This window comes from Microvirga vignae, assembly GCF_001017175.1.
Classification (GTDB): Bacteria; Pseudomonadota; Alphaproteobacteria; order Rhizobiales; family Beijerinckiaceae; genus Microvirga; species Microvirga vignae.
Window position 1 is genome coordinate 51,494 of the sequence record NZ_LCYG01000064.1, and the last position, 19,230, is coordinate 70,723.

The following is a 19,230-nucleotide window of genomic DNA, read 5'->3' on the forward strand; positions in this document are numbered from 1 at the left end:
GATAGCAGGCATTATTGCGAGGATTTCAAGATGATTGTTTCGATTAACCCAACGAGCGGTAAGGAGATTGCCCGCTTCGAGGAGCACACGCCGGCCGAAGTCGATGCCGCACTGGCGGCGGCCGCAAAGGAGCAGGCTGCCTGGCGCCGGGTTCCGATCACGGAGCGCGTCACGCTGCTGAACCGCATGGCTGCCGCTCTACGGGCCGGCAAGGACAAATACGCCCGCATGATCACGGAGGAGATGGGCAAGCCCCTCGTCGAGTCCGAGGCCGAAATCGAGAAGTGCGCCTGGAACTGCGATTTCTATGCCGAGCACGCACCGCGCTACTTGGCGGACGAGTTGGTCGCCACGAACGCTACGGAAAGCGCAATTATCTATGATCCGCTCGGCGTCGTTCTGGCGATCATGCCATGGAACTACCCGTTCTGGCAGCTGTTCCGGTTCCTTGCTCCGGCACTGGCGGCTGGCAACGGGGCGATCCTTAAGCACGCCAACAACGTGCCGCAATGCGCCCTGGCCATCGAGGAGGTCGTGCGGGAGGCGGGCTGCCCAGAAGGGCTGTTCCGGACCCTTCTGATCCAGCCTGATCAGGTTGCGGGCATCATCGCCGACGACAGAATTGCCGCCGTGACCCTGACGGGCTCGACCGAGGTCGGCGCCATCGTCGCCTCCCAGGCCGGCAAGGCGCTCAAGAAGCAGGTGCTCGAACTCGGAGGCTCCGATCCGTTCATCGTGCTCGCCGACGCAGATGTCGAGGAGGCCGCCGCTGTCGCGGTCAAGGCCCGCTACATCAATGTCGGCCAGAGCTGCGTCAACGCCAAGCGCTTCATCGTCGAGGAGGCCGTCGCGGACCGGTTCGTTGCCGCCTTCTGTGAAGGCGTCGGGAAGCTGAAGGTCGGCGATCCGATGGAAGCCGACACTGCCATTGGACCCATGGCCCGTGCCAACCTGCGCGCCGGCCTGCACGACCAGGTCAGGCGCACCCTAGATGCTGGTGCGACGCTGAAGATGGGCGGCGAGATCCTGGACGGGGACGGCTTCTACTATCCCCCGACGGTGATCGACCACGTCACGCCCGAGATGGCCGCCTTCCGTGAAGAGACGTTCGGACCGGTGGCCGCCGTCATTCGCGTGAAGAATGCCGATGAGGCGATCAGGCTCGCCAACGACACCGAGTTTGGTCTGGGCGCCGCGATCTGGACGAAGGATGTTGCAAAGGCCCGTGATTTTGCACGGGACATCGAGGCGGGTGCCGTCTTCATCAACGGCATGGTGGCCTCCCAGCCGGCGCTGCCGTTCGGTGGCATCAAGCGGTCGGGCTATGGCCGTGAGCTCGGCGCCCTCGGCATTCGCGAGTTCACCAACAACAAGACGCTTTGGATCGGCCCCGCGAAGGTCGCCACCAAAGTCACTCAATCCGAATAACCGGCGCGAAGAGGATATCCACCATGAGCCAAACACAACCAGTCGGCGCCATCCTGCGTCCCGCCGAGATCACCCCGCGCGAGCGGGGCGGCGGCGCCCGCACAACACCACTGGTCACGCGCCGGGTCGGATCGAGCAGCATCATCAACGGCATCACGGCCTTTGAGGGCGGCGCCCAGATCCCGCTGCACAAGCACAACTGCGAGGAGAGCGTCATGATCCTCGAAGGGCATGCCATCGCGGTGATCGACGGGGTGGAGCATGCCCTTGGCCCGCTGGACACCACCTGGATCCCGGCTGACGTCCCGCACTTCTTCAAGAATGCATCGGACACCGAACCGATGCGCATCTTCTGGACCTATGCGTCTGTGGACGCCACGCGGACCATCATCGCGACCGGCGACACACGCACCATCGATGCCGAACACGGTGCCAAGTAGGTCGCGCTCCATTGGCGGTGCGGAAGGAGAATGCGCACCGCCAAAGCCATCCAAAACTAACGACCCGGGGACGACAACCGCCGGGCACATGATCAGCAAACTTGTAAAATGTTCAGAGAGGAAACACTGAAATGACGTCGATCCACCGCCGTTCGTTCTCGAAGTTCATGGCCGTCACGGCAGCCGCCATCATGCTGGGAGCCGGGGCTGCCCAAGCGGAAGTCAAGGGCCTTGAGATCATGGCGCCGAGCGGGCCCGGCAGCGGCTACGACCAGCTCGCCCGCGCCATCCAGACTGTGCTTCAGGACGAGAAGCTCGCCTCGGGTATTCAGGTGCAGAACGTCGCCGGCGGCGGCGGCACCGTGGGCCTATCGCAGTACGTCACGGGCAAGAAGCGCAATCCCACCATCATGATCGTGGGCTTCGCCCTTGTCGGAGGTGTGCTCACGACAAAGTCCGCCATCACGCTGGACCAGACAACCCCCGTGGCTCGGCTCATGGGCGAGTCCGACGTGATCGTCGTGCCCGCGAACTCCGACATCAAGACGATGGCGGACCTCGTCGCGAAACTGAAGGCGAACCCAGGTGGCGTGTCTTGGGCCGGCGGTTCCATCGGTGGGTTCGACCACGTGCTGGTCGGTCTTATCGGGAAGGCTGCGGGCGTCGATCCGACGAAGATCAACTACGTCGTGCACGCGGGCGGCGGCGAGGTGATGGCGTCAACTCTGGGAGGACATGCGACGGTCGGCGTGAGCGGCGTCGAGGAGTTCCGCCCTCAGATCGAGGCGGGCCAGGTGCGTGCGCTCGCGATCTCGGCGGACAAGCGCATTCCAGGGCTCGACGTGCCAACGCTCAAGGAGGCCGGCGTCGATGTCTCGCTGGTCAACTGGCGCGGGATCATGACCCATCCGGAAACCCGTGAGGCGGACAAGAAGGCGATCTCGGAGATGCTCGCCACCATGGTCAAGAGCCCGTCCTGGAAGGCGGCGCTGGAGAAGCGCGGTTGGATCGACACCTACCAGCCCGCCGCGGAGTTCGGCCCATTCCTCAAGCAACAGCAGACCCAGATCGAGGGTGCCCTGAAGGAAGCCGGCATTCTGAAGTGATGCCAAACCGCCGCGAGCCCATGTGGGAGACGAGAGCGATGACAACGGAACGAAGCCTTCGTCGGGGTGAGATCGTGCTGGGGCTGGGGGTGCTCGCCCTCGGACTGTTCGTCGCGATCCAAACGTGGTCGATGCCCGAGACAGTGGCAACGGCCGCGGTTGGTCCCAAGCTCTTCCCAGGGCTCGTGGCAACCGGGCTGATCGTGGTCGGGCTGAGTCTCCTTCGAGAGGCCTTGGCCGGCCATATCGCCCACGATGGAGGCCTAGAACTCGACTGGCCGGCGGCGGCTCTCGTCGCCGGTGCCCTGGTTCTTCAGATCCTGCTTCTGGAGGCCGTGGGCTGGATCCCTGCGGGCACCTTGCTCTTCATGCTGGTGGCACGCGCCTTTGGAAGCCGGCGGCATGTTCTCAATGCGGTGTTCGGGCTTGCGCTCACCGTGCTGACTTTTGCCGTCTTTGACTATGGCCTCGATCTGAACCTCCCCACGGGCTCGCTCTTCGAGCGGCTGCTGGGTTCCGGCGAGGCCACCGAGTGAGAATTTATTGATCCGTTCAGGCGGACCGTCTCGCCGGTCCGAAGCCGCAAAACGCATTCAAGGGCATTACCTATGGAAACGCTCGCAGCCTTGGGCCATGGCTTCTCCGTCGCCCTGACACCCTACAACCTGCTGTGGTCCGCCGTCGGCGTGACGGTCGGGACGGCCATCGGTGTGCTGCCGGGCATCGGGCCTGCCCTGACGGTCGCCCTGCTCCTGCCCGTCACCTACAATCTTGAGCCGACCAGCGCCTTCATTATGTTCGCCGGCATCTACTACGGCGCGATGTATGGCGGATCGACAACCTCCATCCTCCTCAATACGCCAGGCGAGTCAGGTTCGATTGTCACCGCGCTCGACGGGCATGCTATGGCGAAAAAAGGACGCGGGGCGCAGGCGCTTGCTACGGCCGCCATCGGTTCGTTCGTGGCCGGGACCATCGCCACAGGTGCCTTGACGTTTGTCGCGCCCCTGATGGTTAAACTCGCGTTGATGTTCGGGCCGGCCGAGTACTTCGCCCTCATGGTCTTGGCACTGACCACCGTCACCGCGGTGCTGGGCGACTCGCTTCCCCGGGGTCTCGCAAGTCTGTTCATCGGCCTCGCATTGGGTCTCGTGGGTATCGATCTGCAGACCGGCCAGGCACGCTTCACGCTGGGCATCGCCGAGTTGCTGGACGGCATTGACGTCGTGGTCGTCGCCGTAGGGCTGTTCGCCGTCGGTGAAACCCTGTTTGCGGTTTCGCGCCATCGCTTCGAGAAGGAAGAGATGTATGCCCTCAAGGGCTCCAAGTGGATGAGTCGCGAGGACTGGAGCCGCTCCTGGAAGCCGTGGCTTCGCGGCACCTTACTTGGTTTCCCGATTGGGGCACTGCCGGCCGGTGGAAGCGAGATCCCAACCTTCCTGTCATACCTGACGGAAAAGAGGCTGTCGAAGCATCCGGAGGAATTCGGGCATGGTGCCATCGAGGCCGTTGCCGGTCCGGAAGCGGCCAACAACGCTTCGGCCGCAGGGGTCCTGGCCCCACTGCTGGCGCTCGGCCTGCCAACCTCCGCCACGGCTGCCATCATGCTGGCTGCCTTCCAGCAATACGGTATCCAGCCCGGACCGCTGCTTTTCGACAGCAATCCCACGCTTGTCTGGGGCCTGATCGCCAGCCTCTACATCGGCAACGTGCTGCTGCTGGTGCTGAACCTGCCGATGGCCGGCGTGTGGGTCAAGCTCCTCGAAATTCCGCGGCCATGGCTTTACGCGGGCATCCTGATCTTCGCGACCATGGGCGCCTACACCCTCAACAACAACCTGGTCGACCTCGTGATCCTGTGGGTGATCGGCCTCCTTGGCTTCGGAATGCGCGTCCTGAATGTGCCGGTGGCGCCATGCGTCGTCGGCCTGATCCTTGGGCCGCTGGCGGAGCAGCAATTCCGCCGCGCGCTGACGATCAGCCAGGGTGACCTCAGCGTGTTCGTCACCCACCCGATTGCCCTGTCCCTTCTGGTGATCGCCGCTCTGCTGGTGCTGATCCCCGTGATCCTGCGCAGCCGCCGGGCCGGCGACCCCGAAGGCACCGCGATATCGCACTGACATTCCCGGCCTGCCCAAGCCGCCGGTGCAGCGCCAGGGCACCAGACCATTCGTGACCGAACACAGATTTGAGAGCAGCGATATGACGAGCAACAGCCCGATTTCAGCCGACCGTCTCCGCGATTTCGCGACAGCCGTCTATGCATCCACGGGCATGCCGGAGGCTGATGCCCGGCTGGCTGCCGACACCCTCGTCCAGGCCGACCTCTGGGGGCATCAGTCCCACGGCGTCATGCGCCTGTCGTGGTACACGGCCCGTCTCAAGGCGGGTGTCGTCAAACCTGTCGCTGAGCCAGAGTTCGTCACAGACGCCGGCGCCGTGGCGGTGATGGATGGACGAGATGGAATGGGTCAGGTTCTGACGGCTCTGGCCGCGCGGGATGCCATTCGCCGGGCAAAGGCCCACGGAGTTGGCGTTGTTGCGCTGCGCAACTCCAACCATTTCGGCACGGCGATGTATTTCACGCTGATGGCTGCCGCCGAGGGCTGCGTGGCGTTCCTTTCCACCAACGCCAGCCCCGCCATGGCGCCATGGGGTGGGCGCGAGAAGACCGTCGGGACCAACCCCTGGTCGTGGGCTGCTCCCGCCGGACGGCACGCACCGATGGTTCTGGACATCGCCAACACCGCCGTCGCTCGGGGCAAGATCTATCTGGCCCGACAGAAGGGCCTTCCCATTCCAACTGGCTGGGCCATCAACGCGGACGGGGAGCCGACCACCGATCCGGTCGAGGCTCTGCGCGGCATCACGCTGCCGATGGCTGAGCACAAGGGGTATGCCATCTCGGTCATGATGGACATGCTCTCGGGCATCTTGAGCGGAAGCCAATTCGGCAAAGGGGTCCACGGTCCCTACCAGGCGGAGCACCCCGGCGGCGTCGGGCACCTCATGATCGTCATGAACATCGAGGCCTTCCAGCCGCTGCAGGAGTTCAGCGGCCGGATGGAAGAGCTCATTTCCGAGTTGAAGTCCGTGCCCTTGGCCAGGGGCTTTGACGAGGTGGTCTACCCGGGCGAATTGGAGGCCCGGAACGATGTCAAGAACCGTCGCGAGGGGCTTAGTCTTCCTGACGACACGGTCGCTGATCTCGTCGATCTGGCACGGAAGACCGGAACCGAGTCCGTGCTGCCGTTCGACAAGGCGACCACCGAAGCACACCAATCCGTTGCAGGCTAAAGGATAGGGCTCGGTTGATGGTCCGATACAGTGCACACCTGGGCTACCTGTTCACAGAGTTGCCTCTGGAGAAGCGTTTCGCCGCGGCGCGCGAGGCTGGGTTTGCGGAAGTAGAACATCCAAGTCCCTATGGCCTACCGGCGGAGCGGGTGAGGAGCCTCTGTGAGGAGCACGGGCTGGCCTTTGCTCAACTGGCGCTTCCAGCAGGAGATGCTAGCCGTGGAGAGAAGGGCATTGCGTGCCTCCCGGGCCGGGAGTTGGAATTCGAGGCTAGTGTCACGATGGGCCTCGATTACGCTATGCGGATCGGCAGCCGCTTCGTCCATGTGATGTCCGGTGTCCTGCCCAACGACATGAATCGGGAGGAGGTCTGGCCGACCTACCTCCGGAACGTGGAGACGGCATGCAAGGCTGCCGAGGCAGCCCGGATGCCGGTGTTGGTTGAGCCCATCGGCGCGGCGACCCTCGCCAACTACATGATGGATGATCCCTATCTTGCATTGCGGGCGATCAAGGAGATCGGAGCGCCTAATCTTTTCATGCTGTTTGACGCATTCCACGCGGCGAATGCCGGGATCGATCCGGTTGCCTTCGTCCAGGAACACCACGACCGCATCGCCCACGTTCACATTGCCGACCATCCTGGCCGGCACGAGCCGGGGACCGGGACCATCGACTTCGTCAGTCTGTTTGCCGCGCTCAACACAGCGAACTACACGGGGTCGATTGGGCTCGAATATATTCCCGCGGCCACGACGGAGGCAGGGCTTGATTGGAGGAACCGCTTCCAGTGACGGTGCCGCTGGGGCACTCATCTCAACACCTGACCACATAAGGAGAATTCAACGTGATCTGGGAAGTGGCGGCGATCACCGTCAAGGCGCGAATGGAAACCGAGTTCGAGGCGGGCGTGGCGAAGGCTGCTCTCGTGTTTCAGAAGGCTAAGGGATGCAGGAGCCTGAAGCTCCATCGCTCGATTGAGAACCCGAGCAACTATCGTCTCGTCGTCGGCTGGGACACCGTGGAGGACCACATGGTTCACTTCCGGAACTCAGAGGGATTTGCCGAGTGGCGCAGGTTGGTCTCGCACTGCTTCGAAGCTCCGCCTGTGGTTGAGCATACGTCCGAAGTATTCACGGGGTTCTGATCGAACGCCATCTCAGGGCCTTGTTGCCGTGATGCAGCCGGAAGGCTGCATCATGTCCAAAGGGAGAGCCGCGTGATCCAGAGCTCGGAGTCACACCCGCTGCGGCCGCGCGTTCTTGCGGAAGTTCATGCCCGCCCATTCTCTCCCGTTGAAGCCCCGACGCGGCTTCTGCATCTCGCCTATGTGAACAGCGCGGAGGCACCGGCTGCCCATCGTGACGCCCTCATCGACCTTTGCGCACGCTGCGGCTTGCCAAATCCTGCAACTGACGCGAAGCACACGCGCATCGACACGCCGGAAGGCGCACTAGTCTGGGAGAGCCACTCGGAGTTTACCACCTGCACCTGGGAGTTGGTGAGGCCTGGCCATGCTGCCGCGGAGCCGTTCCATCCGTCTGCCAATTCCCTCCTGGGCCAGCTGCCGCAACTTCCACCACCGGGACAGCTTCTCGTCGCTGTCGACCTGCATCTCGTTCCGGACGGCGCCATCCGAACTGAGTTGCAGGAGATCTTCGGCCAGACGCAGATCGCAGCCTCGGAAGCGGAGCAGGGCAAGGCCCTCATTGCAACGGATTTCAAGCCCGAGGCCCATGGCTGGGTGCGGGTTCTGATTGTCAACCGTGGCCTGACAACGGATCAGGCCGGGGCACTGGTGCAAAGGGTGCTCGAAATCGAGACCTACCGGACGTTTGCGCTTCTTGGGCTGCCTGAGGCCCAGGCGCTGGCGCCGACGATCCGTCGAATCGAGATGGAACTGCCGGATCTGTTGCGGCTGATGCAGGAGAGCGACGACTTCGAGGCCAATCACCGCCTGCTCAACCGCATCACGGCGCTTGCGGCGGAGCTGGAGGCTGGCGCAGCCGCCAGCCTCTATCGCTTCGGCGCCACACGCGCCTATGACGAACTCGTTCGCCTGCGCCTGAACGCCATCGGCGAGCGGCCGGTGCCGGGAATGCAGAGCTGGTCTGGCTTCCTCTCCCGCCGGCTGAACCCTGCCATGCGCACCTGCGCCTCAACCGAGGAGCGGCAGGCTAACTTGTCCCGCAAGCTCGCCCGTGCAGCGCAACTCCTACGGGCGCGCGTCGACGTGGCTCTGGAGCAGCAGAACCGCAGTCTGCTGGAAACCATGAACGAGCGCGCCCGGACCCAACTGCGGCTGCAGCAGACCGTCGAGGGGCTCTCGGTGGCCGCTATCACGTACTACATCGCGAGCCTCGCCCACCTCCTGTTCGAGGGCGCCCATTCCGCTGGCGTCCACGTCGATCCCAATGTGGCGACCGCGTTCACGGTCCCGTTCGCCCTCATGGGCGTGGCCTGGCTGGTCAGGCGGATCCGCCAAGGCCACAGCGTCGATTGAGGGCGATAAGTTCGAGGAGGTGAGTTGAGGTGCTTGGGATCCGAATGGCATTGAAGGGATGGTTGCGAACGTTCACGCCTGCGTCGTTCCCGTACGTCCGGTTCATCGCCGCCCTGCTGGTCGGCGCAGCCGGGGGGTGGATCTTCGCGCGAGCTGGCCTGCCCCTGCCGTGGATGCTCGGCTCCATGACGGCGTGCACGCTGGCCTCGCTCGTGCGGGCACCGATTGCCGCGCCTGGCACCGTGCGGCCGCCGATGACGATGATCATCGGCGTCATGCTGGGGACGGGGTTCACACCACAGATCATTGAAAGTGTGGGGCACTGGATCCCGACGGTGCTCGGCCTGGCAGGCTTTATTGCGGTCAGCGGCGCAGCCTGCGTTACCTACTTCCGCCGGGTTGCGGGATTTGATCGCCCAACGGCCTACTTTGCCGGCATGCCGGGCGGCCTGGTGGAGATGGTGATTGCCGGTGAGGACAAGGGCGGCGATGCCCGCACCATCGCGCTTGTCCATTCGGCCCGTGTTCTCCTGGTCGTGCTCACATTGCCATTTCTTGTGCGCCTGATCAGCGGGGCTCCGCTGGGCGCGAGGCCTCAATTCGGCGTGTCGGTGTTCGAGACGCCCTGGCGCGACGAGATCTGGCTTCTCGGGACCGCACTGGCCGGAGCGTTGCTCGGTCACATCCTGCGCCTGCCGGCCCGGCTGCTCCTCGGTCCCATGCTGGTCAGCGCGGCGGTGCACGCCCTCGGCTGGACGCGCTTTGCTCCTGCCATCGAGGTTGTCAACGTCGCGCAGCTGGTGCTGGGCACAAGCATCGGATGCCGCTTCGCCGGCACAGCCCCGCGGGAGATCATCCGCATCCTCGCGCTGTCGCTCGGTTCCACGGCGATCCTGCTCACTATCACGGCCGTCTTCGCGGCCGGCGTGAGCCACGTGTCATCTTATGGTCAGGTCCCGCTGCTGTTGGCCTACTCGCCCGGCGGTCTGGCGGAGATGAGCCTTGTCGCACTATCTCTTGGCATCGAGGTGGCCTTTGTTGCTGCCCATCACATTGTCCGAGTGTTCATCGTCATGCTGGGAGCCGCGCCGGTGTTCGCTCTCCTCCGACGCGGGAAATGAAGGTTCCCCAAGCCTCCCATCGTTAAGGGGGCAGGCAACAGCTTAGGTCAGCTATTGGCACTAGGCAGACCTTACGCAAAGTTCCGCATTCTGCGGTTAGCTGACCTTCATTCACTTCGGCCGAAGTCGTGCTTTGACTGAATACGCCTTTCAGTTCCGCTCGGTTTGATGGAAGGTGATAGAATTCGTGGCAATCAGCTATGCCGCACTATTTCGATGGAGCTGAGGCATGAGTGAACAGTGGCAATACCAGTTGCGGCTCTACTTGGCTGATGAGGTCGCCGAGGCTGCACGACGCGATGCAGCCGCTCCGGTTCTCGGACCACTGCCTCAGATCCTGGAAAAGCACGACGCGACGATGAAATGCCAGTTTTACGCCTTTGCAGACTATGTTGCCCAAGCTGAGGCGGATGGGGTTGAGGGCTACCCGCTTTATGAATGGACCAAGGCGACCATCGAGGATCCGATAAAGAAGGCAAAGCATCTCAAGTCGTTTGCTCTCCACATTAATGGCCAAGAGGTGTATCCGAAGGAAGAAGCTGATGCCCTTGAGGCCGATTTACAGCCCTTGGTGGATGGCACCCGGATCACACGCTTGTCACGTCACGACACAAACCCCGCCAGTAATCCCCAGATGCCAGAACGCTTTCGCAAGTCTCAAGCATAGCTGATCTCAGCCCGGTGGGCGCCCGGGTTGATCTGCGGTTATAGGGCTGCCCAGCGGGGTTGACCCGAACAGTGTGGCCGGACTCGGCATTTACTTTGTGGGCAGTTTGGCTGCGTCGTCCGGGTCTGCAGCGTAGACTGATGACGCGGCCTGGGTAAATTCCCGGATGATCCGTGACACGGTCAAAAGGCCAGCACGGGATCGAAGGGGCGGCAATGGCAATTCGGTTTCTCAGGCACGTTATTGGTGTCGGCCTTCTGGTCGCCGAGTTGCTTCTGGGTCCGAGGATTTCCGTCCAGGCGGCCTCTCCTGGCATGCCGCACTATCCGTGGGACCTGCGCAAGCAGATGCCCGTTCACTACCGCGCGTATCTGAAGATCCTGCCGGCCCGGTTGAAGCGCACGGCTTGGTTTGGCCGGTTTGATGGAACCGGCATGCCAGTTGAGCGGGTGACGGTGGACAGCAAGGTGTACTTTGCGGGTGCGATCTGCAAACCGCATGACTGCGCTGACAATTACCTCACCTTCCTGGTCACGGCCGATGGATCGCGTGCCGTAGCAATGGTCAAGGCAAGGGAGACAGGCAGCCAGATCGTGGAGCTCGGAAATCCAACGACGGCTGAGCGGCAGCTCATGGCGAAGGAGTTTCAGGATTAAGCCCTCGGCGAAGAACTGCTCATTGGACACGACGGCATACGAGCGGCATATGGGAGTGTCAGACGCAGGATCATGCGCTAATGCTAAGCCATGTCGGATCCCGAATACGATCAGTCTAGCAGCTTTCCGACCTCAGATTCCGGTGAGTCATCCAGCGAGCCGGAGCCGCAGCGCCGGATCGTGCATGTGGATCTCGATGCCTTCTATGCCTCTGTGGAGCAACGGGACAATCCGGAACTGAGGGGCAAGCCGGTCGCCGTCGGCGGCTCCCGCGAGCGCGGCGTCGTGGCGGCTGCCAGCTACGAGGCCCGACGCTTCGGGGTGCATTCGGCCATGCCGTCGGTTACGGCCCGGCGGAAGTGCCCGGGACTAATCTTCGTGAAGCCGCGGTTTGACGTCTACCGTGAGGTCTCGCGTCAAATCCGCGAGATCTTCTACGAGTACACTCCTCTGGTCGAGCCGCTGTCGCTCGACGAGGCGTATCTCGATGTGACCGAGAACCTGAAGGGCATCCCGTATGCCACGCAGGTGGCGCGGGAGATCAGGGCCAAGATCTGGCAGGAGACCTATCTGACGGCCTCGGCCGGGATCAGTTACAACAAGTTCCTGGCCAAGATGGCTTCGGATCAGAACAAGCCGAACGGCCAGTTCGTCATCACGCCTGAGATGGGGCCGGCCTTCGTCGAGAGCCTGCCAGTCGGCAAGTTCCATGGCATCGGCCCGGCCACAGCGAGGAAGATGAACGAACTCGGCATCTTCACCGGCCTAGATCTGAAGGCTCAGTCGCTGAGCTTTCTCCAGGAGTGCTTCGGCAAGGCCGGAACCCACTACTACTGGATCGCCCGCGCCATCGACCATCGCTCGGTTCAGCCCGACCGCATCTGCAAGTCCGTCGGGGCCGAGAACACTTTCGAGAAGGATCTGGCCAGCTTTGAGGAGATGACGGCTGCGCTCCAGCCGATCGTGGATAAGGTCTGGAGCCATTGCGAGCAAACACGCGTGCGCGGCCGGACGGTGAAGCTCAAGGTGAAATTTTCAGACTTCCAGCAGATCACCCGCAGCCGCACACTGCCCGGCTATGTTGAGAGCCAGTCTGGGCTCGAGCAGGCCAGTGTCGACCTCCTGCGACAGTTGTTCCCTCTCGCCAAGAGCGTCCGCCTCTTAGGCGTGTCCCTGTCGGCTTTGAACACGGACGAGGAAACGTCGAGCCCGCAATTGTCTCTCCAACTGTAAGGCCTCCAGGGGCTGCACTGGGAGCCCGGGCTCTTGGAGTGACCGGCATACCGCGTTAAATTACATGAGTGGGAGTAGACGTCCGTCCGCCCGCTTTGCTGGACTTTCCAGAAATCGACCCGGATGTCGCTTGGTAGATGTCATGACCGATCCGCAAAGGTCCGTAAGTGCCGCCCGGAAAGTCAGCCAGAAAATCCGTCAGGAATTGCTTGACACGCTCGGTGTACCAAAAGGTGCTGCGACCGTCGCCCGCCGGCCCACGTTGGAAGGCGATCTCCTTGTGGTTCGCCTGACGGCGGCCAGCGTGCTGTCGGCAGACCAGCGGCCTGCGAGGTTCCGCGGATTTCCCGTCACCTACGAGGTTGTGAGGCCGGTGAAGATCGGGCGGCTTTAACGACACGCCGTACTTACCCCTTGTCACGGAGGCGGAGCCCTATTGTTGGACAAGCTGTTGTAGAGTGAGACCCCGATATCGAGAGAGTTGGTCATGGCCACTTATGTCGTCGCGATCAGGCAGGAGGCGCAGTCGGACACCATGACGGCCGAGGAGTGGGTCCGCCAAGTGCCTGGCTTACAGGTTAAAGGGTCCGGCAATCCCAGCCGCGTCGTGATCGAGGCATCGCCTCAGACCGTATCCGAGATCGAGCGTCGCTTCGGCGACAAGCTTATCGTTGAGGCAGAGATTCGTCACAAGCACCTGCCGTAACCTGATGAGCACTGGCAGGCGAACGTGCATTGAATTGCACGCATGGGTGCATTGACGACATAGAATTCCAGAATCAGGCAGCCTGGCGTCACTATCCTTCGTATCGGAGCGTTCTAGACGATAGACGCAACGGTTCTCTGGAAAAAGAGGGCGAGCCCCTCTCAACTTGGTGCCGCTGGGAACAGCGGTCTTTTTCTTGACCGGGCACCACGTCAGGGCGTGCCTGGAATGGCGAGCATTGGACCAGATCAGGTGGAAGCGGAGGCACGGGGGCTGCTGAAGGAAGCCATTGAGCGCTCTGGCTGGTATCCCATCCTCTCTGATGTAGAGCGAGACAAGCGCATTGAGCGGGATGTCGAGCGCTACTGGCATGTGATGGCGCCGGAAGCGGCCCAGCGCCTCCTCGACTGCTTCGAGGCATGCTCTCGTGTCGCTTGTCACAGAGCGGGTCGGGCTCAGGACGTCGGCTCTGGAACCGGTCTAGAGCCTTCGGGCAGGGGATGAACTCCTGATCCTCGTTCAGAGGCAGATGAATGCGGCCGTTCTGCCAGTCGGCTTTGGCCTGCTCAAACCTCTCCTGGCGCGATGACACGAAGTTCCACCAGATGTGCCACGATCCAAGAGGCTTGCCGCCCCAGCAGCATGATTGTCGAGGCCTCAGGCGCCGTCAGGAATGGATCGGAGCGGCTGGAGCAGACCAGCATTTGTATGATCACGATCCTACGGCCGGGGCAGAGCTCCGAGGTGATCACCGGCGTCAGACTTCAAGTCTTTCGGAGCATCACAGCGACATGGTGAGGCAGGACGTGATCCAAATTTGCCGGCCAGGGCCAGGCTCACACCGTCAGGGTCTTGAGCCGATGTGGTCGGTTGGGATCCAGCTTCAACGGCAGCACCGTCACGATCACCTTCGCCCGGCGATCATAGACAATCCTCACCTTTGGAGAGACGGCAGGATTTCGCCGCGTCAGCTTCGCGACGATCATCACCCTAGAGTGCCTGTCCCAATAGGGATTCGCGAAGGCGGTGCGGTATTTGCCTTCGATCCGGTCCACAAGATCGATTAAAGCCTCCGGCTCGTAATCGGCGGGGTCGTACCGGGCGCAGAACTGCTGAAGGGCGTGGATCGTCCAGTGACGCCTCAGCACGGCTATGGGATGCTTGCGGAACTTGGTAGCAGTCATGGCGGCCCTGGAGCTGCGCTGATCACCTCACCGTAATTTACCATATCTGCTATCTTCGCTGCTTCAGGCATTCGCCCGAACGGTGGACAACCCGTTTCTGGCGGCGCTTTGGACCCTCGGCTCATTTGACGAACAACTCGTCTGCGTACTGCAACTGGACCCTTCGGATGCAGGTGGAGGATGCCTGTTTGGAGGAACTCGTTTGGAACCCTGCTTGCTGGAGAAGCACATCCCACCCCGCTGGAAGCTCCGGTATCGCGCATCATACAATGCTCTTCGTGCTACCGACCGATGCCGCTCCGAAGCTTAAGGCCTGTTCCCGGTTCCCCACCGCGGCATCAGCGGAGTGTTGCGATAAAGGTCAGCCACCGAGCACCGCAGGCCAAACCTCGGTAGGATGATCAGCTGATCGGACGCGGTGAGCCTCTCCGACTGCCACCCTGTTGCAGTTTTCACGTCGACGAGAACGTCGATGCGATCCTCCTGAATCACCACCACAGCCTCGCAGGGGGCGTGCGCGCGATACAAGCGACGCTTGACCTCGATCCATCGTTCGCTGGTCCCAGGAACAGTCTGCTCGTCGCTGTCTGACACGATCTCGGCCAGGAGATAGCATCGGTTGGTAAACTGCTGTCCGGGAGCATAGTCAGCGTCGAACACGGCCATATCCGGCTCCGGACAATCATTCCCGCCGACGCCCAACTCCACGCCCGGATGCTGACACGCCAATCGGGTGGGATCCTGCTCCATCAGAGCGCTGGACAGCAGAGCAACCAAGCGGCCGGTGATGATATTGTGGATGATGGTGGTCACGATCATCCGAGGCTCCCCGTTCACGAGTTCCCAGCGCTCGTGATCAGGTCGGCAGGCCTGGAAGGCCCGGAACTCGGCGGGTGATATAGGCCTGGATGGTGGTGTACCGACGGTGTCAGAGATCATTCTCTCCAAGCCTCGTGAAGCCCATTGATCGAAACCTGAATTTGCCCGGCAGCCAATTGGACCAGTGCTCGGCAACACTATGCATTGAGCGTGTGGCGAAACTCCGCACTCGGACGGTAATGTAATTACGGTCGAAAACTGCGCCTATATTGAAACAATCCCAACTCAATGTGGCCAAGGCGAGTTTGCCGCCCTTAGGGATCGTTACGTCACCTGCGGGATGGACCCACAAGGTGATTATCACAGCACCCGCCTAGTGATTTCGTTTCGTTAATTTGCGCTTCATAATGAGATGGACGCGACCCGCAATAGTCAGGTTCTCTGAGGCCGCGCCTCTGAACAGTCCAATGGGCTTATTTCCGGGCCCCTCGGACGCGAAGATCCAGGTTCCTTCGACCTGGAACGCTCGACCAATGGTCAGACGCCCCGCTTTGGAAATGAGAAAAATCTCACCTTCCGCCGGTTGGCGATCAGATGGATCGATCAGGAGATCATCCATGGCCCAAATGGTTGGCGACATTCCATCGTCGGGTGCAGCAAGAACGCCGACTTTGGCTGCATCAATATTTAGTTCTGCAAAGAGCTCGGAAGGTACGACTACCGGCGGTGCGTCGGCTGGGATAAACGTTACCTCGTTATGAACATCTATCTGCGCAGTAAGGCGAGAAATCATCTCAAATCGCCCTGCCGACGCTCCTATTGGCATGCCTTCTCCTCGTGCCAGCCAGTCGAGACTGTAACCCGTACTGTCAACTATGGACGACAGTACGGCAAGGGAGGCCGGTTCTCCATTCAGTATACGATACAGCCATTGGCGTGAAACGCCCACTCGCCGAGCAAACGACGCCATAGTCTCAGCCCCGATGATGACACGCAGACGCCGAGGAAAATCCTTGTCTGCGGCCGATTCCGGCGAGTTTTGGGGTGGGGTTTCAGTGGAGCCCGACAAAGAGATTGACCTCCATTCATTCAGTGTCAATAAGTGTCACCAATAGTTGACACATGCGATTCACCAAGGATCGTTCTCACATTCCTTCTAGCAGGCGACCTCACGTCAAGGAGGTCGCATTGAATTTGAGGTGGAGGCCAGTCGTGACCCCTGACTATGCAAGCGAAGCCACGTTTGAGAATTTAGCGTCATGTTTAAAGACGGATGTTATCACCCTCAGAGGAGAGATGCTAATTGCAGCATTCCGCGTTGGAGTAAAAATGTATCCGCGCGCTGATTTAATCGATAACGCTGAGGAAATGATACAACTAGATATTATAGCAAAGGAAATTTTTACTTTGTGCAATATATTTGAAATCGATCCATGGAATACTTGTAACCACGATAACCTTCTCAAATGTTGTCTGTACCAAGCCAAACATTTGGTCAGAATAAAAAAGTGCCCTGTAGCCAGTGACCGATGAATGAATCTTGGTCTCAACTCCCTTTGGATCCCTGCCATGAAACAAGATGAAGTCCGTCAGCGGTTCCTCTCACTCCATCATGATCTTGACCTCTACGTCTCAGGTGGTCAGCCGGGAAAGGATGAACTCGCTACAGCGCCAATCGCCGAGCTGTGGCGTCCTGGCGAATATCCAGGAACCGGTGATCCATGCATCCTCGCGAAGTTCATCCTAAACCACCCCCGTCTCGGTACGGCCCCAGACTATATCAGTTCGCCAGTCTACTATGCTGATACAGGGAATGGTTGGGTCAGAACGCAGGGTCAGCTACTGCGCCTCGGCCAACGTGATCCGGAACACGAGGCACTCTCGGTTCGTGTGAAGGAATACGGTGAAGTTGACAGAGCGGCCGATCTCGTCGGCTATCGGCAACCCCCATTCGAATTCGAACCGACGAAACCGATGGGTGAAGATCCGAAGTGGCATCGTCTATGGGACTGGTTCGCGGAGAATACGTGGGTAGCACACGACGCAATGCTGATATATATCGCTAGAAGATGGAACCAAGATCTGTCGACGGTCTATATCAATACTGATTCATGGATGAAATCTAAGCTCCGCCAAGTGGAGCGTCTGCTTTCTGATGATGATGATTACAATGCGGGGTCCAACTATAACTGAGAGCGGACTAAAAACTTCATTGGCTTCGTTTCAAGCCGGAGCCTCAGATAAAGGTCCGGCTATCAAGGATGCACTTCCGCGTTGGAGACTGCCAAGGCGCGAGAAGAATGTGGCTGAAATCCCCTCCCCAAACCCCACCCCTTCTAGCGCCCTTCTAGTCAAGCTAGCCGTGACGGCAACGGATTAGCTGCATGCATGTCGAGTGTAAGGCCGCCCACATACCCACAGGCCCGCCTGCGCTGCGATATTGAGGTCTACGCTGCGGCGGGCCTATGGATATATGGACGGACCAAGGAGCGTTCCGATCTGCATCAATGTTATCGGGAGAGTTTCCGAGCTCAACTCTCGAATGTTTCAAAACGGTGACATCAAGGACGTCTATGCCGAAGCCAAGGGCAACGGCTTCGACACCAAGGTTCTCCGCAAGATCGTTTCCCTGCGTAAGCGCGACTACGCCGAGCGTCAGGAAGAAGAGGCGATTCTCGAGCTCTACATGCAAGCGCTCGGGATGGTCTAACGGCCGGCACAGCTCATGGAGTTGTCAAAAAGCGGGGTCTCAGCCCGCTTTTTTCATGGCCAGATGTACTCGCAGCGTTTTTATGGTCGCAGGTCAGTCAGACTTCACCTTTGGATCCGTGACCGTTCCTGTTGTTGCAGGCTGCTGACCATTGGGAGTGGCGCTGGCGCTTTGCAGAATCATCTGTGCGTCTGACAGTTGCGCCTTGAGATCGGGAATTGTGCTTGCCGCCAGCTCTTGCAGCTCGGATGTTTGTCCAAGTTGTTCTAGCGCACTGATCGTTTGCGGGTAGCTCTGAACCACCCATTGGGCAACGCTGACGCCGAACTGCACCTCATCCGCGTTCCGTGCCAGATTGTCGAAGGTGCCGCGCTCCTGAGCGGGCATCAGTTCCCTATTCTGCAGATTGGGATCGAGAGTCGTCAGGGCTCGATTGATGCGGCTGTTCGTGACGACCATCTGATCGCCAAGCTCGTGCACTGCGGCGCTCGTGTGGCGCTTGGAAGCAAGATTTCCGTATTGCTGCGCGGTAATAGCCGTGCGAGCAAGACTCTCGACCTTCTGCCTCATTTTCGGTGACAGAGAGACGGATCCTGGCTGCGCAGTTCCAACCTGAGGAGCATGTACCGTGCCGCCATGACTCTCCGGGCGCCCTCCATCCTTGAAAGGGTCTGCCGGTGGATTGCTCGTGGGAACGGGTTCCGCCCGCGATGGAGTCGTGGAAGGTTGCTGGGCCCATGCAGACTGGACAGCGAGCAGAGCGCAAACAGCGGATGCTGTAAGGAGGGCCTTCATCTTCAAACCTCCAGGCGTACAGTCCGATATCAATGATCAGCATGCGCAGGGTTCCTCTTTCTGGACAGCCTATCCTTTGGGTTATCAATGCCAGTGTTTCAGATCGAATACCGCTCTAGTCGCAACTTGCAGCCCTCATCATGTCCTCGGCTCCACGCGCGGCCGCCGCTTTGATGTCTTCGAAGAGACACGCGATCTCTTTGAAGACGCTCACATCCGTTTCCTCGGTGCCGATCGTATCGAGCTCGCCGACGAGTTCGAGAAGAGCGGCGATCCGCTCAGCCTGATGACGTGCATCGAGGATCAAGCCGCGCAGCTGGCGTCGCGTTTCCAGCGTTTCGAAACGCTCCAGGGCAGCGTCGACCTTGCCTCTGCATCTGCAATCCAGATCGAGTGTATCCAGCACCGCGCGGACACGGTTGAGCAGAGGTGATCGACTGACGCTTAGAGTTTGACCCGGGTTGGTTTCACTCTCGCTTGAAATCAGCTTCATGGTCATCATCTCAGTTGTGAAATCAGACATGACGATGGAGGAAGGCCCGGGGGTGGTGTCCCGGGCCTGTCT

At 60.7% G+C, this 19,230-nt stretch carries 23 protein-coding genes and 3 pseudogenes; 19 read left to right on the top strand and 7 right to left on the bottom strand.

All coding sequences use genetic code 11. The features are described 5' to 3' along the window. Window positions 1-30: 30 nt before the first annotated feature. From AA309_RS23410 to AA309_RS36775, 16 genes are all read left to right on the top strand, one after another. Complete coding sequence (locus tag AA309_RS23410; protein ID WP_047191443.1) at window positions 31-1,428, top strand: NAD-dependent succinate-semialdehyde dehydrogenase; 1,398 nt, start codon at window positions 31-33, stop codon at window positions 1,426-1,428. A gap of 23 nt (window positions 1,429-1,451) precedes the next feature. Continuing rightward, window positions 1,452-1,868, top strand: a complete 417-nt coding sequence (locus tag AA309_RS23415; RefSeq protein ID WP_047191444.1) for a cupin domain-containing protein — start codon at window positions 1,452-1,454, stop codon at window positions 1,866-1,868. 131 nt (window positions 1,869-1,999) lie between these two features. Next, on the top strand, window positions 2,000-2,974 hold the full coding sequence (locus tag AA309_RS23420; RefSeq protein ID WP_047191445.1) for a Bug family tripartite tricarboxylate transporter substrate binding protein: 975 nt from the start codon (window positions 2,000-2,002) through the stop codon (window positions 2,972-2,974). Between the two features lie 38 nt (window positions 2,975-3,012). Next, the gene (locus AA309_RS23425; protein ID WP_047191468.1) at window positions 3,013-3,510 is read left to right on the top strand and encodes a tripartite tricarboxylate transporter TctB family protein; all 498 of its coding nucleotides are present in this window, start codon (window positions 3,013-3,015) and stop codon (window positions 3,508-3,510) included. 72 nt (window positions 3,511-3,582) lie between these two features. Next, complete coding sequence (locus tag AA309_RS23430) at window positions 3,583-5,094, top strand: tripartite tricarboxylate transporter permease (protein WP_047191446.1); 1,512 nt, start codon at window positions 3,583-3,585, stop codon at window positions 5,092-5,094. Between the two features lie 82 nt (window positions 5,095-5,176). Next, entirely contained in the window at window positions 5,177-6,271 is a 1,095-nt protein-coding gene (locus tag AA309_RS23435; protein ID WP_047191447.1) for an Ldh family oxidoreductase, read from the top strand. A 17-nt stretch (window positions 6,272-6,288) separates the two neighbouring features. Beyond that, window positions 6,289-7,065 carry a hydroxypyruvate isomerase family protein gene (locus AA309_RS23440; protein WP_047191448.1) on the top strand — a complete coding sequence of 259 codons (777 nt, stop codon included), beginning with the start codon at window positions 6,289-6,291 and terminating at the stop codon, window positions 7,063-7,065. Window positions 7,066-7,118: 53 nt separating this feature from the next. After that, entirely contained in the window at window positions 7,119-7,418 is a 300-nt protein-coding gene (locus AA309_RS23445; RefSeq protein WP_047191449.1) for an antibiotic biosynthesis monooxygenase family protein, read from the top strand. A gap of 75 nt (window positions 7,419-7,493) precedes the next feature. Then, on the top strand, window positions 7,494-8,774 hold the full coding sequence (locus tag AA309_RS23450; protein WP_084731566.1) for a DUF3422 family protein: 1,281 nt from the start codon (window positions 7,494-7,496) through the stop codon (window positions 8,772-8,774). Window positions 8,775-8,836: 62 nt separating this feature from the next. Beyond that, window positions 8,837-9,895 carry an AbrB family transcriptional regulator gene (locus AA309_RS23455; RefSeq protein WP_244470467.1) on the top strand — a complete coding sequence of 353 codons (1,059 nt, stop codon included), beginning with the start codon at window positions 8,837-8,839 and terminating at the stop codon, window positions 9,893-9,895. A gap of 229 nt (window positions 9,896-10,124) precedes the next feature. Beyond that, entirely contained in the window at window positions 10,125-10,562 is a 438-nt protein-coding gene (locus AA309_RS23460; protein ID WP_047191452.1) for a hypothetical protein, read from the top strand. A gap of 215 nt (window positions 10,563-10,777) precedes the next feature. Continuing rightward, a complete protein-coding gene (locus AA309_RS32440; RefSeq protein ID WP_052954948.1) occupies window positions 10,778-11,218 on the top strand; it encodes an Ivy family c-type lysozyme inhibitor in 441 nt (146 codons plus the stop codon). A gap of 90 nt (window positions 11,219-11,308) precedes the next feature. Next, window positions 11,309-12,451 (top strand): DNA polymerase IV, encoded by a 1,143-nt coding sequence (gene dinB, locus AA309_RS23470; RefSeq protein ID WP_047191453.1) that lies wholly within the window; start codon window positions 11,309-11,311, stop codon window positions 12,449-12,451. Between the two features lie 142 nt (window positions 12,452-12,593). Then, entirely contained in the window at window positions 12,594-12,845 is a 252-nt protein-coding gene (locus AA309_RS23475; protein WP_047191454.1) for a hypothetical protein, read from the top strand. A 93-nt stretch (window positions 12,846-12,938) separates the two neighbouring features. Next, window positions 12,939-13,157 carry a hypothetical protein gene (locus AA309_RS23480; RefSeq protein ID WP_047191455.1) on the top strand — a complete coding sequence of 73 codons (219 nt, stop codon included), beginning with the start codon at window positions 12,939-12,941 and terminating at the stop codon, window positions 13,155-13,157. 228 nt (window positions 13,158-13,385) lie between these two features. Next, window positions 13,386-13,661: a hypothetical protein gene (locus AA309_RS36775; RefSeq protein WP_047191456.1), complete on the top strand. Its 276-nt coding sequence runs from the start codon at window positions 13,386-13,388 to the stop codon at window positions 13,659-13,661. Between the two features lie 40 nt (window positions 13,662-13,701). Here the strand turns inward: AA309_RS36775 and AA309_RS37305 are convergent. The 5 genes and pseudogenes from AA309_RS37305 to AA309_RS37835 all read right to left on the bottom strand — a co-directional run. After that, window positions 13,702-13,818, bottom strand: a pseudogene (locus tag AA309_RS37305) (pirin-like C-terminal cupin domain-containing protein); the annotation flags it as partial. Window positions 13,819-13,993: 175 nt separating this feature from the next. Further along, window positions 13,994-14,341, bottom strand: coding sequence for a hypothetical protein (locus AA309_RS23495; protein WP_047191458.1), 348 nt, complete (start codon window positions 14,339-14,341; stop codon window positions 13,994-13,996). 306 nt (window positions 14,342-14,647) lie between these two features. Beyond that, on the bottom strand, window positions 14,648-15,280 hold the full coding sequence (locus AA309_RS23500) for a Uma2 family endonuclease (protein ID WP_047191459.1): 633 nt from the start codon (window positions 15,278-15,280) through the stop codon (window positions 14,648-14,650). A gap of 253 nt (window positions 15,281-15,533) precedes the next feature. Beyond that, window positions 15,534-15,986: a S24 family peptidase gene (locus tag AA309_RS23505; RefSeq protein WP_047191460.1), complete on the bottom strand. Its 453-nt coding sequence runs from the start codon at window positions 15,984-15,986 to the stop codon at window positions 15,534-15,536. 27 nt (window positions 15,987-16,013) lie between these two features. Beyond that, a pseudogene (locus AA309_RS37835) lies at window positions 16,014-16,130 on the bottom strand (helix-turn-helix domain-containing protein); the annotation flags it as partial. 242 nt (window positions 16,131-16,372) lie between these two features. On the opposite strand from AA309_RS37835, the gene AA309_RS34580 reads away from it, so the two are divergent. From AA309_RS34580 to AA309_RS36785, 3 genes and pseudogenes are all read left to right on the top strand, one after another. Beyond that, complete coding sequence (locus AA309_RS34580; protein WP_150117711.1) at window positions 16,373-16,693, top strand: hypothetical protein; 321 nt, start codon at window positions 16,373-16,375, stop codon at window positions 16,691-16,693. Between the two features lie 36 nt (window positions 16,694-16,729). Continuing rightward, entirely contained in the window at window positions 16,730-17,353 is a 624-nt protein-coding gene (locus tag AA309_RS23510) for a hypothetical protein (RefSeq protein WP_047191461.1), read from the top strand. Between the two features lie 361 nt (window positions 17,354-17,714). Continuing rightward, window positions 17,715-17,870: pseudogene (locus tag AA309_RS36785) on the top strand (DUF2312 domain-containing protein); the annotation flags it as partial. A gap of 93 nt (window positions 17,871-17,963) precedes the next feature. Here AA309_RS36785 and AA309_RS23520 read toward each other — a convergent pair. Next, window positions 17,964-18,665 (bottom strand): DUF4142 domain-containing protein, encoded by a 702-nt coding sequence (locus AA309_RS23520; protein ID WP_084731562.1) that lies wholly within the window; start codon window positions 18,663-18,665, stop codon window positions 17,964-17,966. 115 nt (window positions 18,666-18,780) lie between these two features. Next, the coding region (locus AA309_RS23525) for a hypothetical protein (RefSeq protein ID WP_210166520.1) at window positions 18,781-19,230 on the bottom strand (450 nt) is incomplete at its 5' end.

Bases quoted from the DNA above. Each gene is read 5' to 3' on its own strand.
- AA309_RS23410 (WP_047191443.1), top strand. From the start codon at position 31: ATGATTGTTTCGATTAACCCAACGAGCGGTAAGGAGATTGCCCGCTTC.
- AA309_RS23415 (WP_047191444.1), top strand. From the start codon at position 1,452: ATGAGCCAAACACAACCAGTCGGCGCCATCCTGCGTCCCGCCGAGATC.
- AA309_RS23420 (WP_047191445.1), top strand. From the start codon at position 2,000: ATGACGTCGATCCACCGCCGTTCGTTCTCGAAGTTCATGGCCGTCACG.
- AA309_RS23425 (WP_047191468.1), top strand. From the start codon at position 3,013: ATGACAACGGAACGAAGCCTTCGTCGGGGTGAGATCGTGCTGGGGCTG.
- AA309_RS23430 (WP_047191446.1), top strand. From the start codon at position 3,583: ATGGAAACGCTCGCAGCCTTGGGCCATGGCTTCTCCGTCGCCCTGACA.
- AA309_RS23435 (WP_047191447.1), top strand. From the start codon at position 5,177: ATGACGAGCAACAGCCCGATTTCAGCCGACCGTCTCCGCGATTTCGCG.
- AA309_RS23440 (WP_047191448.1), top strand. From the start codon at position 6,289: ATGGTCCGATACAGTGCACACCTGGGCTACCTGTTCACAGAGTTGCCT.
- AA309_RS23460 (WP_047191452.1), top strand. From the start codon at position 10,125: ATGAGTGAACAGTGGCAATACCAGTTGCGGCTCTACTTGGCTGATGAG.
- AA309_RS32440 (WP_052954948.1), top strand. From the start codon at position 10,778: ATGGCAATTCGGTTTCTCAGGCACGTTATTGGTGTCGGCCTTCTGGTC.
- dinB (WP_047191453.1), top strand. From the start codon at position 11,309: ATGTCGGATCCCGAATACGATCAGTCTAGCAGCTTTCCGACCTCAGAT.
- AA309_RS23475 (WP_047191454.1), top strand. From the start codon at position 12,594: ATGACCGATCCGCAAAGGTCCGTAAGTGCCGCCCGGAAAGTCAGCCAG.
- AA309_RS23480 (WP_047191455.1), top strand. From the start codon at position 12,939: ATGGCCACTTATGTCGTCGCGATCAGGCAGGAGGCGCAGTCGGACACC.
- AA309_RS36775 (WP_047191456.1), top strand. From the start codon at position 13,386: ATGGCGAGCATTGGACCAGATCAGGTGGAAGCGGAGGCACGGGGGCTG.
- AA309_RS23495 (WP_047191458.1), bottom strand. From the start codon at position 14,341: ATGACTGCTACCAAGTTCCGCAAGCATCCCATAGCCGTGCTGAGGCGT.
- AA309_RS23500 (WP_047191459.1), bottom strand. From the start codon at position 15,280: ATGATCTCTGACACCGTCGGTACACCACCATCCAGGCCTATATCACCC.
- AA309_RS23505 (WP_047191460.1), bottom strand. From the start codon at position 15,986: ATGCCAATAGGAGCGTCGGCAGGGCGATTTGAGATGATTTCTCGCCTT.
- AA309_RS23510 (WP_047191461.1), top strand. From the start codon at position 16,730: ATGAAACAAGATGAAGTCCGTCAGCGGTTCCTCTCACTCCATCATGAT.
- AA309_RS23520 (WP_084731562.1), bottom strand. From the start codon at position 18,665: ATGAAGGCCCTCCTTACAGCATCCGCTGTTTGCGCTCTGCTCGCTGTC.